At 31.3% G+C, this 23,005-nt stretch carries 17 protein-coding genes and 1 pseudogene; 7 read left to right on the forward strand and 11 right to left on the reverse strand.

Annotation, left to right across the window (positions count from 1 at the left end):
* Positions 1 to 15 precede the first annotated feature (15 nt).
* The 3 genes from ABF633_RS02660 to ABF633_RS02670 all read right to left on the reverse strand — a co-directional run bounded on the left by ABF633_RS02660 (position 16) and on the right by ABF633_RS02670 (position 5,576).
* Positions 16 to 3,219, reverse strand: coding sequence for a response regulator (locus ABF633_RS02660; RefSeq protein WP_415521753.1), 3,204 nt, complete (start codon positions 3,217 to 3,219; stop codon positions 16 to 18).
* Between the two features lie 33 nt (positions 3,220 to 3,252).
* Positions 3,253 to 4,212 carry a sugar ABC transporter substrate-binding protein gene (locus ABF633_RS02665; RefSeq protein ID WP_415521754.1) on the reverse strand — a complete coding sequence of 320 codons (960 nt, stop codon included), beginning with the start codon at positions 4,210 to 4,212 and terminating at the stop codon, positions 3,253 to 3,255.
* 101 nt (positions 4,213 to 4,313) lie between these two features.
* Positions 4,314 to 5,576, reverse strand: a complete 1,263-nt coding sequence (locus tag ABF633_RS02670; RefSeq protein WP_415521756.1) for an ATP-binding protein — start codon at positions 5,574 to 5,576, stop codon at positions 4,314 to 4,316.
* A 355-nt stretch (positions 5,577 to 5,931) separates the two neighbouring features.
* Between ABF633_RS02670 and ABF633_RS02675 the strand changes: the two genes are divergently transcribed.
* Positions 5,932 to 6,750 carry a nitroreductase family protein gene (locus ABF633_RS02675; protein WP_415521913.1) on the forward strand — a complete coding sequence of 273 codons (819 nt, stop codon included), beginning with the start codon at positions 5,932 to 5,934 and terminating at the stop codon, positions 6,748 to 6,750.
* 310 nt (positions 6,751 to 7,060) lie between these two features.
* On the opposite strand, the gene ABF633_RS02680 is transcribed toward ABF633_RS02675, so the two are convergent.
* On the reverse strand, positions 7,061 to 8,443 hold the full coding sequence (locus tag ABF633_RS02680) for a L,D-transpeptidase family protein (protein WP_415521758.1): 1,383 nt from the start codon (positions 8,441 to 8,443) through the stop codon (positions 7,061 to 7,063).
* A gap of 469 nt (positions 8,444 to 8,912) precedes the next feature.
* On the opposite strand from ABF633_RS02680, the gene ABF633_RS02685 reads away from it, so the two are divergent.
* Entirely contained in the window at positions 8,913 to 10,610 is a 1,698-nt protein-coding gene (locus ABF633_RS02685) for an oleate hydratase (protein WP_415521760.1), read from the forward strand.
* A gap of 364 nt (positions 10,611 to 10,974) precedes the next feature.
* Here the strand turns inward: ABF633_RS02685 and ABF633_RS02690 are convergent, their stop codons facing one another.
* Positions 10,975 to 11,247: a hypothetical protein gene (locus ABF633_RS02690; RefSeq protein WP_415521762.1), complete on the reverse strand. Its 273-nt coding sequence runs from the start codon at positions 11,245 to 11,247 to the stop codon at positions 10,975 to 10,977.
* Between the two features lie 350 nt (positions 11,248 to 11,597).
* Here ABF633_RS02690 and ABF633_RS02695 point away from each other — a divergent pair.
* Positions 11,598 to 12,689: pseudogene (locus ABF633_RS02695) on the forward strand (GerAB/ArcD/ProY family transporter).
* Between the two features lie 203 nt (positions 12,690 to 12,892).
* Here the strand turns inward: ABF633_RS02695 and gatB are convergent.
* Genes gatB through gatC form a run of 3 tightly spaced genes read right to left on the reverse strand, consistent with a single transcriptional unit; the run spans position 12,893 to position 16,111 of the window.
* Positions 12,893 to 14,323, reverse strand: coding sequence for an Asp-tRNA(Asn)/Glu-tRNA(Gln) amidotransferase subunit GatB (gatB, locus tag ABF633_RS02700; RefSeq protein WP_415521764.1), 1,431 nt, complete (start codon positions 14,321 to 14,323; stop codon positions 12,893 to 12,895).
* A gap of 14 nt (positions 14,324 to 14,337) precedes the next feature.
* Entirely contained in the window at positions 14,338 to 15,798 is a 1,461-nt protein-coding gene (gene gatA, locus ABF633_RS02705) for an Asp-tRNA(Asn)/Glu-tRNA(Gln) amidotransferase subunit GatA (RefSeq protein WP_415521766.1), read from the reverse strand.
* Between the two features lie 25 nt (positions 15,799 to 15,823).
* On the reverse strand, positions 15,824 to 16,111 hold the full coding sequence (gene gatC, locus ABF633_RS02710; protein ID WP_415521768.1) for an Asp-tRNA(Asn)/Glu-tRNA(Gln) amidotransferase subunit GatC: 288 nt from the start codon (positions 16,109 to 16,111) through the stop codon (positions 15,824 to 15,826).
* A 228-nt stretch (positions 16,112 to 16,339) separates the two neighbouring features.
* On the opposite strand from gatC, the gene ABF633_RS02715 reads away from it, so the two are divergent.
* Both ABF633_RS02715 and ABF633_RS02720 read left to right on the forward strand, forming a co-directional pair.
* Entirely contained in the window at positions 16,340 to 16,960 is a 621-nt protein-coding gene (locus ABF633_RS02715; protein WP_415521770.1) for a TetR/AcrR family transcriptional regulator, read from the forward strand.
* A 489-nt stretch (positions 16,961 to 17,449) separates the two neighbouring features.
* On the forward strand, positions 17,450 to 17,701 hold the full coding sequence (locus ABF633_RS02720) for a type II CAAX prenyl endopeptidase Rce1 family protein (RefSeq protein WP_415521772.1): 252 nt from the start codon (positions 17,450 to 17,452) through the stop codon (positions 17,699 to 17,701).
* 479 nt (positions 17,702 to 18,180) lie between these two features.
* Here ABF633_RS02720 and ABF633_RS02725 read toward each other — a convergent pair whose 3' ends face one another.
* Positions 18,181 to 18,552, reverse strand: coding sequence for a winged helix-turn-helix transcriptional regulator (locus ABF633_RS02725; RefSeq protein ID WP_415521774.1), 372 nt, complete (start codon positions 18,550 to 18,552; stop codon positions 18,181 to 18,183).
* Positions 18,553 to 18,667: 115 nt separating this feature from the next.
* Here ABF633_RS02725 and ABF633_RS02730 point away from each other — a divergent pair, with 115 nt between their 5' ends.
* The gene (locus ABF633_RS02730) at positions 18,668 to 19,237 is read left to right on the forward strand and encodes a nitroreductase family protein (RefSeq protein WP_415521775.1); all 570 of its coding nucleotides are present in this window, start codon (positions 18,668 to 18,670) and stop codon (positions 19,235 to 19,237) included.
* Positions 19,206 to 20,183, forward strand: a complete 978-nt coding sequence (locus tag ABF633_RS02735) for an NADH:flavin oxidoreductase (RefSeq protein WP_415521777.1) — start codon at positions 19,206 to 19,208, stop codon at positions 20,181 to 20,183. Before ABF633_RS02730 ends, ABF633_RS02735 begins: the two co-directional genes overlap by 32 nt.
* Before the next feature lie 702 nt (positions 20,184 to 20,885).
* Here ABF633_RS02735 and ABF633_RS02740 read toward each other — a convergent pair.
* Complete coding sequence (locus tag ABF633_RS02740; protein ID WP_415521779.1) at positions 20,886 to 21,533, reverse strand: lactate utilization protein; 648 nt, start codon at positions 21,531 to 21,533, stop codon at positions 20,886 to 20,888.
* Between the two features lie 231 nt (positions 21,534 to 21,764).
* The gene (locus tag ABF633_RS02745) at positions 21,765 to 22,358 is read right to left on the reverse strand and encodes a TetR/AcrR family transcriptional regulator (protein WP_415521781.1); all 594 of its coding nucleotides are present in this window, start codon (positions 22,356 to 22,358) and stop codon (positions 21,765 to 21,767) included.
* Positions 22,359 to 23,005 lie beyond the last annotated feature (647 nt).

Raw genomic sequence — 23,005 nt, forward strand, 5'->3', positions numbered from 1 at the left:
AACCTCCCGAATTTATTAAGCTTTATTAATCCAAGCTTTTATCAATGTTATCAGCACATCATAATCAATTGGCTTGGAGATATAATCATTGGCACCAGCTGCCATACACTTTTCTCTATCACCTTTTAATGACTTTGCTGTTGTAGCTATAATCGGTATATTTTTAATTTTATCTGAACTTCGTATTTTTTTAATTGCTTCATATCCATTCATAACAGGCATCATTATATCCATTAAAATTAAATCTACAGCCTGAGTTTCAAGTTTTCTTAATGCTGCTTCTCCATTTTCAGCTTCAATGATTTCTGCACCATAATCTTCTAAGGCAGCCGCAAGCACAAATATGTTTCGTGGATCATCATCTACAATGAGTATTTTTTTATTAGCTAGATTTAGTACTGTATCTTTATTTATTTTAGAAGTCATAATACTTCTGTACTCTTCTTCATCATTAACTTTATGGAGTATTAAAGTCAGCTCATCTAGCAATCTTTCATCCGAGTTTGCAGTTTTAATAATTATTCTGTCTGCATATAATTTTATCTCTTTTTCTTTTTCAGAAGATATGTCCATACCTGTATAAATAATAACAGGAACATATGTATTTTTCAGTTTTAATTTTTTATTAATTTCTTTCAGCAAAGCTATTCCCTTTATGTCTGGCAATCCTAAATCTAATAAAATGCCATTAATTTCATGTTCTTTTATAAACTTTAGTGCCTCTGCCCCACTATTGGATATTAATGTAGTAAAGCCTATACCTTCGGAGACAGCTTTTATTGACTGTATTAAGTTTTTATCATCTTCAACTATTAGTAGATTTTTTTGTTTTACATCTTTTATTTCTTCTATGTGCACTTCTTTTTTATTTTTAGGCTCTAGACTAATAGCAGCAGCTGCCTCTTGCTTTGTAGAATACTCTTCTGAAAGAGCTAAAGGCAAATACAAATAAAATGTGCTTCCTACTCCAGGTTCACTACTTACTTCTATTTTACCATTCATAAGTTCACAAAGCTTGCTGCTAATAGATAATCCAAGTCCTGTACCCCCATACTTTCTTGAAATGGATCCATCTCCTTGATGAAATTCTTGAAAAATTATATCTAATTTTTCTTTAGCTATACCTATTCCTGTATCAGATACAGAAAATACTAGATTATTTTCATACTGATAATCTTCTGCTATTTTTAGTTTTACAGCTCCTTTATCTGTAAATTTAAACGCATTAGATAAAAAATTTCTAATTATTTGTGAAATTCTATCTCTATCACCATAGAAATTATTTTCAAATTGATCTTCAAATATGAACTGAATATTTTTTTCCTTTGCTGTTTCATCAAAAATATCCCTAAGCTCTTTTATAAGATCCCTTGTATTAAAATAATTATAATTAAGATCTATTTTCCCAGCTTCGATTTTTGATAAATCTAAAATATTATTTATTAAACGAAGTAGATGCTGTCCTGAGTTATATATAACTTTAAATTTTTCTCTTGTACCATTTTCGAACTTATCTTTTCCATTTCTAATCAAGAGATTAGATAATAATATAATTGAATTAAGAGGTGTTCTAAGTTCATGAGAAATATTTGCTAAAAATTGAGATTTATATTTATTTGCAGCTTCTAAGTCTTTTGAACGTACCAAAATTTCTTCTTTAGATTTTTCTAACTCCTCATTTTTAATACTTAGAAGTCTTGACTGCTCTTCTATTTGTACTTGATGCTCTTCAAGCTGAGTGTTAGTTTGCTGTAGTTCTTCACTTTGCTGCTGAAGTATTTGCTGTTGTTCTTCTAGTTGAGAATTAGTTTGTTGGAGTTCCTCAGCTTGAACTTGAAGCTGTCTTTGTTGTTCTTCTAGTTCTTCATTTGCATTTTTAAGTTCACTTGATATTTCGTGAGCTTCTTTAGTTGCCTCTTCACTTTTAACTAATAGTTCTTTAATCCTTTCATTTTGAATTACAGAGTAAAGATTTATGGCAATTGCATTGCATACTTCTTCTATAAATTTCTTTTTTAAGTCATCAAAATACTCAAAAGAAGATAATTCAATAACTCCATAGAGTTCATTCTCATAAATTAATGGAAAGGCATAGACATTAAGTGGTGGACCAAACACGGTTGAAGTGCAAATTGCAGCTTCTGACTCCTTCACTTTTTTGAGATGTATTGGATTTCTCTCTAAAGCTACTTGTCCAACTATTCCTTCACCCATGTCATATGTATTTGATAATCTCTCTCTTTCTGTAAAAGCAAAAGAGGAATTCAAAATAAGTTTATTCTCTGAATTTTTATATATGTAAAAAGTTGCATTTCCAGCATCTAAAGTTTTTGCCAAAAAATTAATAGTCTTTTGCGTTAATTCCTTTACAGAAACGCTGCCAGTCATTTCGTCGTTTAGTGAATTTCGAGCATTGTTTATCCAAAAATCAATTTTTAATTTATTTATCAATATATTATAGTTTTTACCCATTTCCGAAATTTCATCTTTTTGGTTTATTTCATATTCCTCAAAATTCCCTGAATTTGAAATTTTAATCATATGATCTCTTAATCTGTTAATAGGAGCTAAAATACTCGTTGTTATTAACATAAATAATACTAAAAGTATACTTGTTAAAATTGCTAAAGTTAAAAATAAAGTTATTCTTTCTGAAGACTGCAGTGCGTTTGATTGCTGAATTAAACTGGTTTGATTAGTTGAAGAATTTGAATATATATTATTAAGATCAAGTTCAAGCTCACTTACAAAATCTGAGCTTATACCCTTAGATATATTTATGGCATCATCTTTTTTACCTTCTTGCACAGCTTTAATAATTTTGTCTCTCTGTGGTTTCCACCATTTAGAAAGAATATTGTTAGCGTCTTGTAAATTTCTTTTGGAATCAGAATCAACAGAATTTTCTCCTATAGTATCTAAGTTTTTTTGAAAATCACTTTCATATTTGTTAACCTGATCTATCCCTTGTTGAATTTCATCACTACCTGATGATAAAATCACATCATTTATAGCACTGTTAATTTTAACCAAATCCACTTTTGCATTAACCGTAGCATCTGAAACTCTTGATGATTGATTATATAAGCTATTAGTTACTTTCGCCAGGTTATCAAGTTCAATTAAAGCAAAGATGCCAAATCCAATAAATGTCATAAGACAAACAAAAAACAATATTAGAAATCTCTGCTTTATACTGAAATTTTTAAAAATATTCATAAATTCCTCCTTAAAAGTATATGTAACAATTTTCTACTTATTTTTCCACTTAGCTATATATTGGTCTACATTTTCCGGAGTAACTAATTCATTTTGTATATTTATTGTTTTTTCTACATTTTCACCCTTGACTGCTTTAATTGCGGTGTCTATACTGCTCTTACCTAGTTTTGCTGCATCCTGAAATACTGTAACAGCTAGTTTGCCACTCTTTAAATACTGAAGAGATTCAGGAGTAGCATCTATACCACCTACAGTTATCTTTCCAAGTTTTCCCGCTGCTTCTATAGCTTTTAATGCTCCTATTGCCATTTCATCATTGTTGCTGGCTACAGCATCAATCTCTTTTCCAGATTTAAGCCAAGTTTCCATTAGAGCCATCCCCCTAGCTCTATCCCACTCAGCTGATTGCTCCGCAACAATTTTCATATCAGAATATTTTGCTATTACCTCATGATAAGTTTCAGTTCTCACTCTCTGTGCTCTATCATCCATTGGCCCCATTATAATTGCAACGTTACCCTTGTAATTCATTTTCTTTGCAAGGTATTCCATTTCCAATGTGGCAGCTTGTTTTGAGTCCGGAGCTATATAACATGCTGCATCACTTTGATTTTCAAAGGGATTCATAAGACTGATAATTGGAATATTAGCTGCTTTAGCTTTATCAGTTATTTCCTTTGATGAATCTATATAAACTGGGGTAACAATTATTGCATCTACTCTCTGGGATATGAAATCTTCAACCTGCGACAACTGTGTATTAGAATTTTGTTTTGCATCAGCAAATACTACTTCAACATCCTTTAAAGATTTGGAGTAATTCTTCATTTCATTAAGCAAATAAGACCCGTATTTGTCATTACCATTAGCGATACAAACACCTATCTTAATCTTGTTGATATCTTTTGCTGTATCATTTCCTATTTTTACACAACCAATAAATAAACATATTGTCATAACAGTGAGCATCATTAACAAAAATTTTTTCATTAGCTTTATCTCCCTTGTATAGTTTTGTCTCAATAATAATAACCGATATGTATTTACCTTTCCTTGTATCTTATTACTAATTGATGAAAAATCCTTCTAAACTAAAAGTATATATCAGAAAACTCTATATCAATTTTTTTAATTACAGTACTGCTGTTATTCGTACAACAGCCTTGTGCAGCGTTTTCCCCACATCCTTCTCTAATAGGAATTTCAACAATAAATTCACTTCCTTTTTGATACTCGCTTTTAAGTTGTATATTTCCGCCGTGCATTTCAACTAAAGATTTTACAAGATTAAGACCTATGCCACTGCCTTCACAACTTCTTGTAAGAAGGTTGTCCACTTGTTTGAACCTTTGAAAAATCATCTCCTGCTTATCTTTAGGAATTCCTACACCAGAATCCTTTACACTAATTTGAATAAATTTATCTAAAACTTTTACATTAACAAATATACTGCCACCTTTAGGAGTAAACTTTATTGCATTTGATAAAAGATTCAGCACAATTCTCTCAATTGCATCTAAATCACACAAAAAATTTAATTCTTCAACATTGGTATCAAATATTACTTCTATATTTTTTGAAGCCGCAAATTCCACGACAGAGAGTGCAACTGACTCCACCACTTCAATAATATTACAGTTTGATAAATTAAGAGTAAAATTGCCTGAATCCATTTTTGTAATATCTAATAGATTGTTAACTAGCTTTACAAGTCTATAGCAATTTTGAATCTGAGTTTTTACATTTGACTTTATTTTCTCTTTATTTAAAACATTATCATTTCCCAGATAATGCTTTATCATTTGGGAGGATCCTAGAAGAATATTTAGAGGAGTTCTAAATTCATGAGATATGTTTGCAAAAAAGATATTTTTAGCTTCATTGGCTGCCTCAGCCATTTCTTTTGCTCTTTTTAATTCTTTTGTTTGTTCTTGTAATAGTATATTTGTTTTCCTTTCCTTTTCAATTAGCTTTAAATATACATTTATTCTATTTATAAGTAAAAAATCATCAATGGGCTTAGTTAAATAGTCCACAGCTCCTATTTCAAAGCCTCTCTTTTTGAAATCTTCCCCAATATAAGCTCCCGTTAAAAATACAATGGGTATATGCTCTGTTTTTTTTCTTCCCTTTATAATCTGTGCCAGTTCAAAACCATCCATTTCTCTCTTCATCTGTACATCTAAAATAATTAAGTCTACAGGATTTTTTATAAGCTCTTGTAATGCTTTCTTGGGAGTATCTGCAATCAATACATTAGCATCAATATATTCTTTTATAAGAGTTTTTACAGTAAATAAATTATTTTCATCATCATCAACTACTAAAATTGTATACAAACTGCTCATATCCATTTTATTAACCTTCCCTATAAATGTCATTTAAAATTAATAATTTATCAATTATTTCCCATTTTTTACTTTACTATTGAATTATAGCATGGAATTCTATTATTATACAATATATGATGTAAAAATAAGTAAAAAATTTTTTTTCTTTATTTCAACTTTCAATACTTACCCTGACACTATCTGAAATTCAGTTAATACTGTAGTTGAAATATTGCATACTTTTCATTAAAATATAAGTAATGATGATACTATAAAATAGTATTTTATAATTATTCTTATAAAACATTTAAGTTAATATTTACAATTAATTGTGTACTAAAAAACGATTAATTAAATCTCATAAAGGGAGTAGATTGTTATTATGAAAATAGATATTGAAAAATGCATTGGATGTGGACAATGTGTTAAGGATTGTTTCCCAATGGATATAGAAATGGTTGATGGTAAAGCAAAGATCAATAATAAAGTCTGTATTAAGTGTGGACATTGTATTGCAGTTTGTCCAAAAGGCGCAGTATCAATAGATGAATATAGCATGCAAGATGTAAAAGAATATAATAAAGAGAGCTTTTCAATAGATGCAGATACCTTACTAAATTTCATAAAATTCAGAAGAACTGTAAGGCAATATAAAAATAAAGAAGTTGAAGAAGAAAAAATTGCTAAAATTATAGAAGCTGGCAGATTTACTCAAACTGGCAGCAATATGCAGGATGTATCTTACATAGTTGTTAGAGAAGGATTAGCACAACTAAAGGATTTAACTTTTGAAAGTATGAAGACAATGGGAGAATATGTTCTCAATAATCATACTCCTGAAACTAGGCTATATAGAAGATATGCAAAGATGTGGCTTAAAATGTATGAAGAATATAAAGAAAATCCTAAGAATGACAAAATATTTTTTAATGCTCCAGTAGTAATAGTTGTCACAGCTAACTCACAGGTAAATGGAGCGCTAGCTTCCTCAAATATGGAGCTTATGGTTAATGCTCTAGGTCTTGGAACATTTTTTAGTGGCTTCTTTGTAAGGGCTGCCCAGGAAAGTACGAAGATTAAAGATTTCCTTGGAGTCAAAAGAAGAAAAGAAATTGTGACCTGTATGATACTTGGCTATCCTGATGTAAAATATTTGAGAACAGTACCAAGGAAGGAAGCAGATATAAGCTGGAAATAAACTTAAGAATACAATTATTACAATGTCAGTAAAAATTGTATATAGCCAGTAGTTTTTATATAGGTTTATTAACTCATAAAAATGAAAAAAAGGCTTTCCGAAACCCGGAAAGCCTTTTTTGGGCAGGGGCAGTAGGATTTGAACCCACAACCAATGGTTTTGCTTTATTGCAAATTACAGTTTTCTAAAATTTGCTATAACCGTTGGTATTATTGGCTTTTCTAACTACTGCCTTCTGACAGAAACTAGAGTTTTCTAAACCTAATGTGGGAAAAGTGTGGGGAAATTTTATTAAATTAATTTAATTTTTCTAATAATAACACACAACAGGAGTACCTACATCTATATTATCAAATATTGTCTGTGCTAAATTGTATGGTGAATTTACACAACCGTGAGAACCATTTGTCTTGTATATCTCTCCTCCGAACACACTTCTCCATGTTGCATCATGTATTCCAATTCCTCCATTAAACGGCATCCAGTAACTAACAGGAGCACTGTAACCCTCACCTTTTAGAGTGGCATTTCTTTCTTTATCTTTTAATCTGTAAATTCCTGCAGGTGTTGTGTCATTTAGGCTTACGTTACCTGTAACAACATTTCCTTCCACTACCAATAAACCATTTTTATAAAACCATAGATGTTGCTTTGTCATATCTATTTCTACATATGTATTTCCAATATCACTGCTACCATGAGAGACAGTAGTTTGACTGTATGCCGGTTCTTTTGTTATTGTTTGCCCTTCTTTTATCGCTTCACTTAAATCTTGTACTTCTTTATCAATATTAATTTGACTGCCATAGTCACCACCGCTAATATTTATAGTATTTCCTGATGATGTATGAAAACTTCTTGTCTTACCAGCAGTATTATGGGCATTAGCAAGTGACTTTACATATTCTTTTACTTTTCCCTCATCAAGTATAACATTAAAATCACCATCAACTGTAAGCCACTTATTTATTGTTGAACCATCTAAAATTTCTTTACTTTCTCCAAAAGTATAGGTGACTTTTGAAGATACATATTTATTGAGCATGTTCCTAATTTTAATAACTTTTTCAGATTTTGAAGTATACTTGGTCGTTATATAACAATTAGCAGACTCCAGATCTATTGTTGATTCCTGCTTAGATATTGCATCTGCCACACGTTGAATTAAAATATTCTTATCTATCTTGTTACCTTTAATTTCGTCTACAATCCTAAAAGCATTGCCTACATATTTGAAGCTTGGTTCTTTAGGTTCAATTATATTGCTATTAGCAAGACAAGATAGATTATCTACTTGTTTTGTTAATTGACCTTTATCATATGAAATTTCTGCTGTTATGTTGGAATTTTTTGTATCAAAAAACGATAACGGCCATTTCAAAGGATTCTGTTCATCTTTAAGTTTCTTAAATTGTTGGTCGGATTTATACTTTAAATTAATATCACCTGTCTTAATTTGCTCCTGCTTGCCACCCCGTTCTTTTATATTCAAAGAATATGTATGCAGCTCAGATGGCATTTGTGCTTTAATTTCTTCCACTGTTTTACCTGATACATCAGTACCGTTAATTTTAGAACCAAAATATAAATGCTTCATGAAATATATTGAAGTCACAAAATATACAACAAATAAAGTGCAAAGAGAAATTGCTATTCCTGCGATAATTTTATTACGTCTATTTATAAATTTCATAGTATACTCCCCTTTATAACCTAGTTTTTTATAGTTGTTTTCCGCACCACCTTTAAAACCATAATTAGTACAACCGTTAATAATATTGTTCAGTAATTGCCGATACAGATTATGCTCATTAATACTAACTAAAGATTTTTTCTTTTACTATTCAGAAACTTTTATGTTTCTTTTTTTGAAATATATAAACTATTATTAAAATAAGCAATGAGATTATTAATATATGTAGAATTATATTATATGTATTAGCAAAGTATTCATATAACCTTTTAATTTTCTTTCAGTTGCACCAAAGATTGTATAATTCCAATGGGAAGTATAGGTAATAGAATTCTTTTCAATAGATTAAATTACCGTATGTTGTAATATTTACAAAGTAACTATACTACAAATTATATTAGCCTACAGTTTCTTGTCATTCAATCATAGTATAAGTATATACAAACTAATATTGGAGATGGTAAAATTTATGGGAAATTATCAAAATATAAACACTTTAATACCGAAAGGCATTGAGAAGAAAAAAGCGTATTTGGTTGGCGGTGGTATAGCATCTCTTGCAGCTGCTGCATACTTGATTCGTGATGGTCATATGGATGGCAAAAGCATTACTATCTTAGAAGAAACACATATAATTGGAGGCGCTATGGACGGGTCAGGAAATGCAAAGGACGGCTACGTTATTCGTGGCGGAAGAGAAATGGAAGAACACTATGAATGTTGCTGGGACTTATATAGCAGAATTCCTTCACTAAGCAATCCAAAACGAACAGTTCTAGACGAATTTCGTGAGCTGAATATTCTTGATCCTAACAAGTCTACTTGTAGATTACTTCATAATTGCGGTGAAAAAGCTGATTTTTCTTCTCTTGGACTAAACGACCTTCACATCAAACAACTAGCTATGCTTTTTCTTGCAACGGAAGAAGAATTAGGTGCTACCACTGTTGAGCAGTATTTCCACCCTTCTTTTTTTCAAACTGATATGTGGTGTTTCTGGTGCTCCATGTTTGCATTTCAAAATTGGCATAGCGTTGTGGAGATGAAACGCTATATGCAGCGTTTTATGCACTTACTTCCTGGAATGAGCCATTTAAAAAACATTATGTTTACAAAATACAACCAGTATGATTCTATGATTCTCCCTTTAGAAAAATGGTTGAAATCAAAAAATGTAGCCTTTAATCTGAATACAGAAGTTATAGATTTAAATATTGACATAGATGAAAATAAAAAAACTGTTACTGCAATTCACTTGTTACGTAATGGAAAAGATGAAATAATTTATACAAGTGAAAATGATCTAGTATTTGTTACTAATGGATCTATGACAGAAAATTCTGCTCTTGGAAGTATGAACGAACCAGCAAAACTTAATCGTAAATTGGGAGCGTGCTGGACTTTATGGAAAAACATATCAAAGAAGGACCCATCATTCGGAAAACCCGAAGTATTCTGTGGTGACATCGATAAGAGTAAATGGGAATCTTTCACTATAACATGCACAGATTCTAAGATAGCTAACCTTCTTAAGAATCTGACAGATAGAGATCCTTTCTCTGGTAAAGTTGTTACTGGAGGTATTATAACCATTAAGGACTCAAGCTGGCTTTTGAGCGTAACCTGCAGTAGGCAACCTCACTTTATTAATCAACCTCAAAATGTATTAGTTCTATGGGCTTATGGTCTTTTTCCTGACAATATTGGTGATTTTGTGAAAAAGAAAATGTGCGATTGTACTGGTAAAGAACTAGTGACAGAACTTCTATATCATATGGGTATGAAAGACAAAATACCTGAAATTATTAAAACCGTTAATGTCATCCCATGTATGATGCCTTATATCACCAGCCAATTTATGCCACGCGTCAAAGGAGATCGTCCTGACGTTGTTCCTGAAGGTAGTAGCAATCTTGCCTTTTTAGGTCAATTTGCAGAAATAGCAGATGATTGTGTGTTTACAGTTGAATATTCTATTCGTTCAGCAATGATGGCAGTTTATACACTACTTAACCTTGAGAAAAAAGTACCTGAGATATATCCATCTAAATACGATATTCGTGTACTTGCAGCAGCAACAAAGACATTATATAGCGGACGTCCCTTACCTGCCGAATGGATTGTGCGCAAGCTGTTAAAAAATACAACCCTTGAAGGTTTAATTTAAATATCATTAAATCCTAATAAATCATCAATAGTTATAGCCTTATTGTAAAAATAAGCGAGTCTACAAATTCTGTAAACTCACTTATGTAAGCTTTGGTAGTCTCAACTGAAACCGAACCCGTGATTTGATTCTATACATTTTTATTTTTCTGCACTTTCCTATAAATATTGATATTGCTAGCTTTACTTACTTCTGTTTTCTAATCAAAACTAGAGCTATCTGAAACTTTTGTGGGAAAAGTGTGGGGAAATTTAATAAATATTCCAAAACAACCTACAACACTATTTGTTCATATTTTTTCATTATCATTAATTAAATCTATATGTAACCTTTCTTAACAAAATACTTAAATGTATATATAAAACTAATACTTTATATAAGCATCTGTAACTTTAGCTACATAATCATCCATCCCCGAACTTGCTAAAACTATTATAGATTGCTTATCAGTCCCTGATATCTTCGCACAAAATTCCTCTGCTCCATTTATATTTAATACTCCATGTCTTTTCACTTCTATTTCACTTCTATTAGCAACTCCATAATCCTCAAGTATTCCTGCAATTCTATTTTCTACTTCACCTGTAGGACATTCAAGAATTTTAATTCTTTCGATAGCAGCCTCTATTTTTGACATAAGTTCATCTCCTAACAAAGATTAATTTCATATTTATTATCCCCAGTTAATTATCTTTAATTCTTAACTGCCTTTATACTATCTAATCTTTGTAATAAATCAGACTCTTTTCAGAATTAAAAGTTCCTAATTCTTAATATAAAAGCAAACTAAATAAAATAGACAAAACTGTACTTTGAAAATTGAATAATGGAGTATGATATCTATATGAATTAAGTAAAAAATATAAATATTTAATAAAAGACAACTAACTTAGGGAACTATTGTAAAAATTAATAAATAAACAATTTTGTGAAAGAATAGTAATAGAAGTTTGAAATACATTAATGAAAGTTTAAGAGGACAATAGTATGAATGAAAAAATAACCTCATATCAATTTTTAGCAATAATGTTTTTAGTACCCTATGGAACTGCAAGTTTATTTTTTCTAACACCAGACACTAAAAGTGATATTTGGATTGCAATGCTGCTTTATGCATTAGTTTCTATAATTATTCAAATGATTTATATAAGTCTTTTTAATAAATATCCTGAAGATTCTATAGTAACATATTTACCTAAGGTATATGGAAAATATATTGGTTTTATATTAAGTATTATATATATATGGTTTTTTGCATATGATGCTGCTAGAGATTTAAGAGATTTTACTGAGCTTACAACCTCTTTTGCACTAATAAGAACGCCTGCGTACATCACAGCATCAGTCTTTATGATTGTTATTACCTATAGTGTTTATAAGGGTATTGAGAATATAGGAAGCATGGCACAGATAGGCTTTATGATTATGATATTTTCCAGTATTCTTATTTTTATATTATTATTAATGACTAAAGGTGCTCTTAAATTTTATAGCATATACCCAATTTTACATATAGGTTTCATAAAATTGATTTCAAAAGGATGGAAGCTTTCTATGTTTCCCTATGGTGAGTTTATAGCTATGACTATGCTTTATCCTTTTTTAATACAAAAAACCAAATTAAAAAAAGCAGTGATTTTTACATCAATTTTAGAGGGCGTATTCCTTGCCTTAAACAATATTTTATTTATAGTAACTTTAGGGTATGAATTTGCCAGCTCAAATGACTATCCTTTGCTTGAAGCTCTTAGATTGGTACATATTGGAGACTTTCTAAATAGATTGGATCCAATATTTGTAGTGATTTTAATGCTCGGTGGATTTTTTAAAATATCTGTACTAATATATGTATCAGCACTAGGAATTTCACAAATATTTAATGTCAAAAATTAGGGGTTACTATGTACTATATTAGGAGTTCTAGTATTAATTACCTCACTAATAATAGCAAGAAATAATCCAGAGCATATAAATACTGGTTGGAATTTTGCATTAGTATATATTTTCCCTCCTATTATTTTTATAATTCCATTAATAGCTCTTATAATTTATTATTTAAAAAGGCTATTAAAAGTATAGGTATCCTAATATTTAAAATAACATTAAAATCAAAATAAGTTAAATTAAAAATATTTATTAAAATGCCGTATTATTGAATTGTACGGTATTTTTGCATCGCAATTCAATAACTATTATGAGACAACTTTATTCAAAAGGAAGCAAAATCAGTTGCAAGGACTAATGAAATTTTTTTAATCATTTTGAGACAGCCTCGAAAATCTTTAATATTTTTTTATTTCTTCATTCATTAGTTTATTTACAATTTGAGGATTAGCTTTTCCTTTTGTCTCTTTCATTACTTTACCTACAAGGAAACCAATTACTTTAGTTTTACCATTTTTATAATCTTCAATAGATTTAGCATTACTATTTAACACTTTCTTCACCACCTGTAGTATAGCATCCGTATCACTGTTTTGTATTAAGCCTTTTTCATTTACTATTGTTTTAGGTGATTTACCTGTGTTAAACATATCTACTATGACCTTTTTACCAATAGCATTAGAAATTGTACTAGCATTAATAAGCTTTATAAGCTCTGCTAATTGTTCTGGGGTAAATTTTAAATCTTCAACCCAAACAGCATTTTCCTTCATTATCTTTGAAATGTCTCCCATTAACCAGTTTGATGAAGACTTAGCATCGCCACTAATTTCTGCTGTTTTTTCAAAGAAATCTGCCATTGACATTGTAAGAGTTAATACCCCTGCATCATACTTAGGAATCTTGAATTGTTCTATAAACCTTTGTTCCTTTTCATATGGAAGTTCTGGTATAGTTTTTCTTATTTCTTCAATCCATTCATCATCTATATTTAGAGTTACAAGATCTCCTTCAGGAAAATACCTATAATCATTAGCATATTCTTTACTTCTCATTACTACAGTAATATTATTTGTATCATCCCATCTTCTTGTTTCCTGAATTAATGTTTTTCCTGCTTCAATAGCTTTTATATGTCTATCTACTTCGTAATTTATGGCTTTTTCTAATGCTTTAAAAGAATTCATATTTTTAATTTCTGTTCTTACACCAAAAACGTTAGAACCCTTTTTCATAACAGAAACGTTAGCATCACATCTTAAAGATCCTTCTTCCATTTTACAGTCAGAAACACCTACACAAGAAATAATGCTCTTTAATCTTTCAAGATATTGAACTGCTTCTTGAGCACTTCTAAGGTCTGGTTTTGAAACTATTTCTGTAAGAGGAACACCTGACCTATTAAAATCTACTAAAGTTCCGACTGTAGTATGCAGTAGTTTAGCAGCATCTTCTTCAATATGTATTCTTTCTATTCCTATTTTCTTTGTACTTCCATCTTCTAATTCTATTTCTATAAAACCATCTCTGCAAAGAGGAAGTTCATCCTGTGTTATTTGATAATTTTTAGGACAGTCTGGGTAAAAAATACTTTTTCTGTCCATTCTTCCATACTTGGTAATAGAACAGTTTAAAGCGAGACCTGCCTTTATACCATATTCTACAACCTTTTTATTTAAATGTGGTAAAGAACCTGGAAGCCCCATACATACAGGACAAACATGAGTATTTGGCTGCCCTCCAAATTCAGTTTTACATCCGCAATATATTTTAGTTTTTGTTGAAAGTTCAGTATGAACTTCAAGTCCTATAACAACTTCATATTCCATTGCACTAATCCTCCTTACTCAATTACAGCACTTTTTTTATGCCATTCTGTTGCAGATTCATATCCATAAGCTAAATTAAATAATGTATCTTCTCTAAAATAGTTACCAATAAACTGAAGTCCAACAGGAAGATTATTAACAAAGCCACATGGTACAGATATTGCTGGTAATCCTGCAATATTTACAGGTACAGTATAAATATCTGATAAGTACATAGAAAGAACATCTTTAGTTTTTTCCCCGAACTTAAAAGCAGTAGTTGGTGATACAGGAGAAATTATGGCATCAAATTCTTTAAGTACTCTTTCAAAATCTTGTTTTATTAAATTTCTAACCTTTAAGGCTTTTTTATAATAAGCATCATAATAGCCAGCTGAAAGCACATAAGTTCCAAGCATTATTCTTCTTTTTACTTCTCTTCCAAAACCTTCACTTCTAGATTTAAAGTATATATCTATTGCATCTTTAGCTTCTTTAGATCTGTGACCAAATCTTATACCATCAAATCTGGCAAGGTTTGAAGATGCCTCTGCAGAGGATATTATATAGTATGTAGCAAGAGCATATTCAGACAAAGGAAGTGAACATTCTTTAACTTCAGCACCACTATCTCTTAATACTTTAATTACTTCATCAATTGTTTTTCTGACACCATCATCTAAGCCTTCACTAAAATATTCTACTGGTATACCGATCTTTCTACCTTTTAAATCTTTTGTAAGGCTCTTTGTATAATCTTGAATAGGGATATTTACTGTTGTGAAATCTTTATCATCTACACCTGCAATGTTTTGAGTTAATAGGGCACAATCTTCTACATCTCTTCCGATAGTACCTACTTGATCCAAAGTTGAACCAAAAGCAACTACTCCATATCTTGATATTCTTCCATAAGTAGGTTTAAGTCCTACAACAGAACAAAAAGAAGCTGGCTGTCTAACAGATCCTCCTGTCTCTGTTCCAAGAGAAAGGGGAGTTTCAAAAGCAGCAACAGCTGCTGCTGAAGCACCAGAGGAACCACCAGGAACAAACTCTTCATTCCATGGATTTACAACCTTCTCAAAGGCACTATTTTCATTAGATGAACCCATAGCAAATTCATCCATGTTCAGCTTACCAAGTATGATTCCGTTGTTCTCTCTAATTTTTTCAGTTACAGTAGCATCATAAGGTGATGTGTAACCTTGTAAAATTTTTGAAGCACAAGTGTTTTGCATTCCTTTTACACTTATATTATCTTTAATAGCAACAGGAACTCCACCTAAACCTTCTAATATTTTCCCTTTTGCTATTTTTTCATCTAAAGTTTTTGCAGAATTTATAGCTTCCTCTTCTGCTTTATATAGATATGCACCTATCTTTTCGTCATTTTTATGTATTCTATTTAAAAATTCCTTTGTAACTTCTTCTACTTTAACTTCTTTATTTTTTATCATACTTTTTAGCTCATGAGCTTTAAGCTTATGCAATTCCATTAAAAAACCTCCCTATTTAAAGCTGCTATTCTATAATTTTAGGAACAACTACATATTCTTCTAATTTATCTGGCGCGTTATCTAATACTGAACTAAGTTCCATAGAAGGTTCTATCTCATCTTCCCTAAATTTATTTTCAATATAATATGGATTTACTATGATTTCCACATCATCCGTGTCTAATTCATTTAATTTTTCCACATACCCAAGTACACTATTTAAATCTCCAATTAGGTTTTCTTTTTCTTCTTCAGAAAAACTTAATCTTGCTAGTTCTGCAACATATTCAACATCTTTTTTTGAAACTGTCATATTATTTCTCTCTTTCTTTTAAATTATATTTGCAAACCATTAAATATGATATATATATCATATTTTAATTTGTATCTTATCATAGTGCTATATACCTGTCAATAAAAATATGATACTTTTATCACATTTCTTGACCAAATAAAAATTTTCTTTTATAATGTACTTGCATAATAACAACAAGACCATCAACAAAACATTTATTTGTTATGTACAAAAGGAAGATATATTATGGCTAAAGCAGAAATCAGAAAACCACGTCAGGCACGTTCCATAGAAAAGAAAAATAAAATTATTCAGGCAGGTATGAAACTTTTCATGGAAAAAGGTTTCTATAATACAAATACTAATGAAATAGCAAAAGAAGCCGGTGTGTCTATTGGCATTATTTATCATTATTTTCAAGATAAGAAAGCAATTTTTTTAGCATGTATGGATCAAATGACTCCAAAATTTGATTTTAATATGGTTCAACAATTACATTTATCCAAAGATAGAAAAGAATTAGAAGCTTTCCTGTCCGACATCATTGACAAGAATATCCAGTTTCACGCAATGTCTAAGGCGGGCCATGAGGAATTTCAAGCTATGCGCCATTTAGATCCTGATGTGGAACAATATATGAATCAGTTTGAAGATAAGTTTTTATCTGAAATTGCAGATGCATTACCAGCTCTTGGTCTTTCTATTTCTCATCCCCGAGAAAAATTAGATATTATATTCCATATGATAGACCAATACTGTGATGCAGTAGCAATAAATAAACGTGATAAAATTAACTATGATGATATGAAGATACTTCTTATAGAAACTATATTAGATTTATTAAATTTGAATATAAAACCCTTCTAAATGGCTAGATCTTCATTAATTTTGAATACTTTTGATTAAACTTTATTTAAAACCTATAGCAACTAAATTTTAATGGCGCCATAACTCAAAATAACAACAAGAGCATCTCTGCTCTTGTTGTTATACAATATAGGAAGATTATACACTAACTTTTAATCTTAACTTTATAATAAAGTAAAATTTAGATATTTATTTTATTAGGAGTAGCGCCAACATTTCCGATAATATCGGCTCTACCCCTATATTAAATTCTAGAGAATTTTGATTTCACATCGTGAAAAATATATGGTAATTATAAAGTAGTAAAAAAACAAGCACGGACAGACCATCATTATATAAGGATTCCCGTGTTTTATTATTTATTAGTAAAACCTAAATTTGACGCAATTAGTGTAATGGGAGCATTCTCACACGGATATTTCTTCCCACCCATTTTTTAATTTAAAGGGAAAGAGCTCTTAATGCAGTTCATTTATTGTCGGTGAACAAATGTTGTGGCATGGATATATTCTGCCTCGCCAGGAATTGACTCACGGAAAATGGGCTTGGCTTGTAAATGCCTGCTGTTGGCTCCTCTTTCATCTGTGTTTTGGAATTGACTTGATTATTATTTTGTTACCTCTTTTGTTTATCATACCTTTTACCATTCAAAGAACAAAGAATACGACAACAGGGTTAATTGTCCATGCTATTGTTAATGGACCAATGGCAGTAGTCATAGCTTTAGGATTTATAAAGTGATAATTGAGAATAATATACTCTAAGTCATCAACCACCACTTGGGATGAAAAATAATGATGATGTGAGTAGAAGAATTTAAAAATAATTTAATTGAGGATGGTAAAAGTACTAATACTGTCAAAGCTATGTTGGAGATATTTCAGCATTTATAAAATATCTTAGAAAAATGGGAGTAGAATTTGATGGAACATTGTAAAAGGGGTGGAGGGAGCATCTTAAATAAACGAGTTCAACACAATGGTAATTGTGTTAAATTAAAAGGAGCTGTAAATTCAACTCCTTTTAATTCGTAGTATTATTGAATGTTGTATTGTATGGATTCCCACTATTGAAATCCATATAAGAAGTGCTAATGTCACTAATGATTAGTTGTTCATACAGATTTCCTGTAACAATCAAATATGATTTCAAGTTTATCACCTCTCTAAATTTAAATTGCCTTTAATTCGTGCTTTCTTACGTGTACTTCTTTGAAAAACTTAGTATTCGACGGCCTTTTCCTCACAATGGTCGTTTAGCATTTGCCTTTTTCCCCACTGATTGATGATTTCAAGGGCAGGGAGCAATTCCCTGCAACTTTCAGTTAATGAGTATTCTACATGAGGAGGAATCTGATTGTATTCGGTACGGTTTACAAGTCCATGTTCTTCCAAGCCTTGCAATGCACGGGTAAGCATAATGTTAGTAATTCCATTCAGGTGGCGTTTGAGTTCGTTGTATCTCATACTTTCTTGAGCAGAAAGCTCCCATATGATTGGCAGTCTCCATTTCCCTCCAATGATTTCCAAGGCATGAATTACCGCGCATTTATTAAAGTGTACAGGGTTTATTTTTGTTGCTTTCCCAGACATAATGACCTCCAAACTTTAAGGCACAAAAATGTGCGTACTTGCACTTTTGTACTCATTTTCTTATACTCAGTTTAACAGGTAAAAAAATATTTGTAAAGAGAAAAGGAGACTGATTATGGACTTTATAACCCTTGCAAAAGAGAGATATTCTGTACGCAAATTCAGTGAAAAAACCATTGAAAAAGAAAAACTTGATCTTGTTCTGAAAGCAGGACAGCTTGCACCGACTGCCGCAAATTTTCAGCCGCAGCGTATTCTTGTTATTAATAGTGAGACGGCGCTTGCAAAGCTGAAAGAATGTACGCAATATCACTTCAATGCACCGGCGGCACTACTTGTCTGCTATGATAAAAAAGTCAGCTGGCACCGGAAATTTGATGATAGAAACAGCGGTTATGTGGATGCCAGTATTGTAACAACACACATGATGCTGGAAGCTGCGGACATTGGTTTGGGTACCACATGGGTGATGTACTTTGACCCCAAAAAGATCAAAGAAGCATATGATATACCTGACAACTTGGAGCCGGTGGCCTTGCTTGTAATGGGATACCCTGCTGAAGATGCCGCCCCAAGCAAAATGCATGAGCAGCGTGCTGCTATTGATAATACTGTGTTTTATAACAATTTTTCCGGATGGGAGGCGAAAGGAATTGGCGAAGCTGCAAGAGCCGATCACCATTAAAAATATCTCATTAAAAAACCGCATTGTAATGCTCCCAATGGTTACGTTCTCTTTTCACGGAGATAACGGCTCATACTACGGCAGACAGCACATTGAGCATTATACCGAGCGGGCAAAAGGCGGTGCGGGTCTCATTATTGTACAGGCAACAAATGTATTGGGTGCATCAACCTCTACAGAAATGTGGTCGTCCGTTAGTGTGGACGCTTTAACACAAATTGCCGCCAATGTCCATTCTTATGGTGCTGTGGCAATGATGCAGCTTTCCATCTATGATGATATGAACATCAATCTGCTGTCAATTGCTCAAATTCATAAAATACAAGCAGAAATGAAACAGGCGGCCGTCAACGCTTGTAATATGGGCTTTGATGGAGTGGAATATCACTTTGCACATGGTTTTACACTTTGCAGATTTTTAGATGCATCCTATAATCAACGTTCGGACGAATATGGCGGTAGTACGGAAAACAGAGCTAAGATTTTAACAGAAATTCTTGCGAATATCAGGGAAAATACCCATAGTAACTTTATTGTATCTGTCCGGATGGGTGAGTATTTACCTGAGAGCAGGGATGGCATCGATACAGCACAGGTATTCGAAAAGGCCGGAATTGATCTGCTGAATATATCCTTTGGCATGCAGCCGCCAGTTCATCCTGCTCCGGAACATTTTAAATGCAGCTCCATGACATATAGCAGCTATAAAATTAAAAAAGAAGTTAGTATTCCCGTAATTGCAGTAAACGAAATCCGTACGGAAGAACAGGTTCGATTTTTAATTGAAAATGATTATGCAGACTTTGCCGGAATCGGCAGGGCAATGCTTGCCGATGCTGAGTTTGCCAACCATGTGATAAACAGCCAGACGGTGAACAAGTGCTTTGGGTGTAAAAACTGTTTTTGGTTTACCAATCATACAAAGTGTCCTGCTAAAAAGAAATAGCTTTTATTGCTTACGAGGAGGTGTTTTTCTCAAAATCATTGCGTTTAACGGAAATCCGAGAAATAAGATATATATTTATTGTCTCAATACCAGCAAACGTGTCATAAAGAGTAAAGTAAATTCCACCTCAAATTGGATAAAATAAATGTTCTATTTTGATATTTTTCTTTAGCATTATGTCCTATTATTGTTTGGCTCCTGATTTACCTGGTCATGGAAATAGCAAACATGAAGAGTACATATCAACTAGAGACTGTACCGAAAAGGTCATTGAAATTATTGAAACAAACGCATTGTTTAATTTTTAATATGGATCGATTTGTGTTATACTGTCATTTTTATTTTGTATAGTTTTGAATAATGTTGTTTTATATTATTCTATAAGGGGTAAAAAGAGAGGTAAAATTATTTTACCTCTCTTAATTTATGTTGAGTATATTTATAAATATAATTTAAATATTAAATGTATTTGTCTACTTGTCTACTAATACTTGAACTTTCCAATGCCACTTGTTGCTCCTGTCACTAATGCTACTTTATTATGCATATTAAAGCCTCCTTAATCTATAAATCAACAGCTAAATCGAATGTTCATTCTAGTAACCTAAAATAAAAATAAATCTTCTCTTAAAAGTTACATATATATAGTAAATCATAAGCTTACAGTACAATCTCTGTACATCTCCTGTAATTTACACTAATTTAAAATCCTAAACGATCTCCTACAACTACTACAGTAATGCCACTCATACCTGGTTTTTTTCTCATTACAGAATATGTTCTACAAATTCTATTTTTTGCTTGACAATTAACACATGTACCTGTTTTTGTACATGCATTTTGGGTACCAATCCTCACATTATTCATAGGTGCTGCTATAGTTTTTAATCTTTCAAAAGCTGAGGCCTCATCTTTACATACTTTATCAACACTCACTACAATGATTACTTTCTTAGGACCAAAATTCATAGCTCCTATTCTATTTCCCCAAGCATCAACATTTACAAGTACACCATCTAAAGTAATCGCATTGCTGCTGCACAGATATAAATCACTTAACATTTCTTTTCTTGCTATTTCTACTCTTTCCTCTAAAGTTAAGTCTGGAGTACCATGATCTAAGACTTGACCCCCAAGATCTTTAACCTTATCTTGAATTCCCATATTATATATTGTCATTGATCCTGGAAAACCTACTGTAGATTCAGGAGTTACATGCTTCATAATAAAATCAGAAGCTTCTTCCATAGTTGATACATATAAAGCATCAAAATCATTTTTTATTAATGCATCTACTACCTTTTGCCCAACTGTTTCCTTATGCCAATTTTTTATTTCATTTGTATTCATTATTATTCCTCCTATATATACTTTCATACATAAAATAAATTCTTATATCATTTCTTTTTTAAAAATTAATTTTTAATCTCTTATATTTTGAAAATGTATCCCCCCTTAAATACTTTTTAAACTGAATGTTCATTCTAATATGGTTATTTGAACTTTCTAAGCTAACTACAAAGGAGATCAGACCTTTTACATAATTTAATTCTTCTAAATCTCCTATATATCTTGTGAAATTTACAAGTTGTTCTCTTTTTTTATTACGGCATTCCAGCATGCATAAATTGCTGTTTGAATAATATCATCCGTAAGATCTGTATTCCCCTGAAAATATGATTTTAATAAGTAAACTATAGATCCATAATGCATTTGAACCATTAATCTAGGTTCTAATTCAATAAATAACTTTTGCTCAATCGCTTCTGCATAAAGTTTAGAAACTTCTTCACACCAAACTTCATCATATATTTCTTTCTTTACTTCATCAGTAATGTATGGTGAAAATGAATATTGCTCAATAAACTGAAAAGCTTTCGAATAATTCATGCCAAACTGAATGAAATTTTCCCAAATTCGTTGAAATCGAACTTTAATTATTTCATTTGAATTAAAACCTTTTAATATTTGTTCAGAATGAAATCTAACTATTCCCTTAAAAAGCTCATTTATAATAGCCTCTTTGCTATCAAAATAATGATAGATACTTCCAGTTGATATACCTGAAACTTTGGAAATCAAAGACATTGATGTTGCTTGCAGTTCTTTTTCACTTATAAGTTCAAGCGTAGCCTCTAAGACTGCCTTTTCAACTTTATTATACTCTTCAAACATTGTTAATCCTCCGTGCAAACTTGCAAATCTTATTAGATAGAATGTTCATTCTAATTATATTTTAATTTCTATCAGTTGTCAATATTTTATTTATTTCTTTTAAACTTATCAAGTATCAACATATCTGTAAACCCTCTTATTCCAACGTTTTTGGCAGGGGCAGTAGGATTTGAACCCATAACCAATGGCTTTGTTTAAATACAATCATAATTGTCTGTATTTTCCATAAATTTCATCAAATTATTTGTTTTCTCCATAAATAAAAAGCATCAGAATAAACGGATGCCTTCTATTTATGCTCAATATTATATTTCTTCAAACACTATGTTACTCTAAAAATACAATGACCTTTTTTAAACCATTTAAAATCAATGATTTAAATTATCGTTTATATAGCAGAACAACACACTCAAGGTGCTCTGTGTAGGAAAGTAACATAATGTTACCTCACACGAGCCTCTCCCATGTTTCCTGCCTATGGCAACATATTTTCATCATTCACAAACCCAGTATTTTCAATGGTTCTAAGGTTTATATAGCCTTACCACACATTCTACATGTGTTTTGATAGAATGATGATGCTTAAGAACTAGCCCCCTTTTTTTAGTTGAGGGGGCCTATTGTTAGAATGATATTTTTAAACCAAC

The organism is Clostridium sp. (assembly GCF_047718555.1).
Lineage (GTDB): Bacteria > Bacillota > Clostridia > Clostridiales > Clostridiaceae > Clostridium_I.

Excerpts from the sequence above, each read along its gene's own strand:
- ABF633_RS02660 (WP_415521753.1), bottom strand. The coding sequence starts at position 3,219 with ATGAATATTTTTAAAAATTTCAGTATAAAGCAGAGATTTCTAATATTG.
- ABF633_RS02665 (WP_415521754.1), bottom strand. The coding sequence starts at position 4,212 with ATGAAAAAATTTTTGTTAATGATGCTCACTGTTATGACAATATGTTTA.
- ABF633_RS02670 (WP_415521756.1), bottom strand. The coding sequence starts at position 5,576 with ATGGATATGAGCAGTTTGTATACAATTTTAGTAGTTGATGATGATGAA.
- ABF633_RS02680 (WP_415521758.1), bottom strand. The coding sequence starts at position 8,443 with ATGAAATTTATAAATAGACGTAATAAAATTATCGCAGGAATAGCAATT.
- ABF633_RS02685 (WP_415521760.1), top strand. The coding sequence starts at position 8,913 with ATGGGAAATTATCAAAATATAAACACTTTAATACCGAAAGGCATTGAG.
- ABF633_RS02690 (WP_415521762.1), bottom strand. The coding sequence starts at position 11,247 with ATGTCAAAAATAGAGGCTGCTATCGAAAGAATTAAAATTCTTGAATGT.
- gatB (WP_415521764.1), bottom strand. The coding sequence starts at position 14,323 with ATGGAATATGAAGTTGTTATAGGACTTGAAGTTCATACTGAACTTTCA.
- gatA (WP_415521766.1), bottom strand. The coding sequence starts at position 15,798 with ATGGAATTGCATAAGCTTAAAGCTCATGAGCTAAAAAGTATGATAAAA.
- gatC (WP_415521768.1), bottom strand. The coding sequence starts at position 16,111 with ATGACAGTTTCAAAAAAAGATGTTGAATATGTTGCAGAACTAGCAAGA.
- ABF633_RS02715 (WP_415521770.1), top strand. The coding sequence starts at position 16,340 with ATGGCTAAAGCAGAAATCAGAAAACCACGTCAGGCACGTTCCATAGAA.
- ABF633_RS02720 (WP_415521772.1), top strand. The coding sequence starts at position 17,450 with ATGTTGTGGCATGGATATATTCTGCCTCGCCAGGAATTGACTCACGGA.
- ABF633_RS02725 (WP_415521774.1), bottom strand. The coding sequence starts at position 18,552 with ATGTCTGGGAAAGCAACAAAAATAAACCCTGTACACTTTAATAAATGC.
- ABF633_RS02730 (WP_415521775.1), top strand. The coding sequence starts at position 18,668 with ATGGACTTTATAACCCTTGCAAAAGAGAGATATTCTGTACGCAAATTC.
- ABF633_RS02740 (WP_415521779.1), bottom strand. The coding sequence starts at position 21,533 with ATGAATACAAATGAAATAAAAAATTGGCATAAGGAAACAGTTGGGCAA.
- ABF633_RS02745 (WP_415521781.1), bottom strand. The coding sequence starts at position 22,358 with ATGTTTGAAGAGTATAATAAAGTTGAAAAGGCAGTCTTAGAGGCTACG.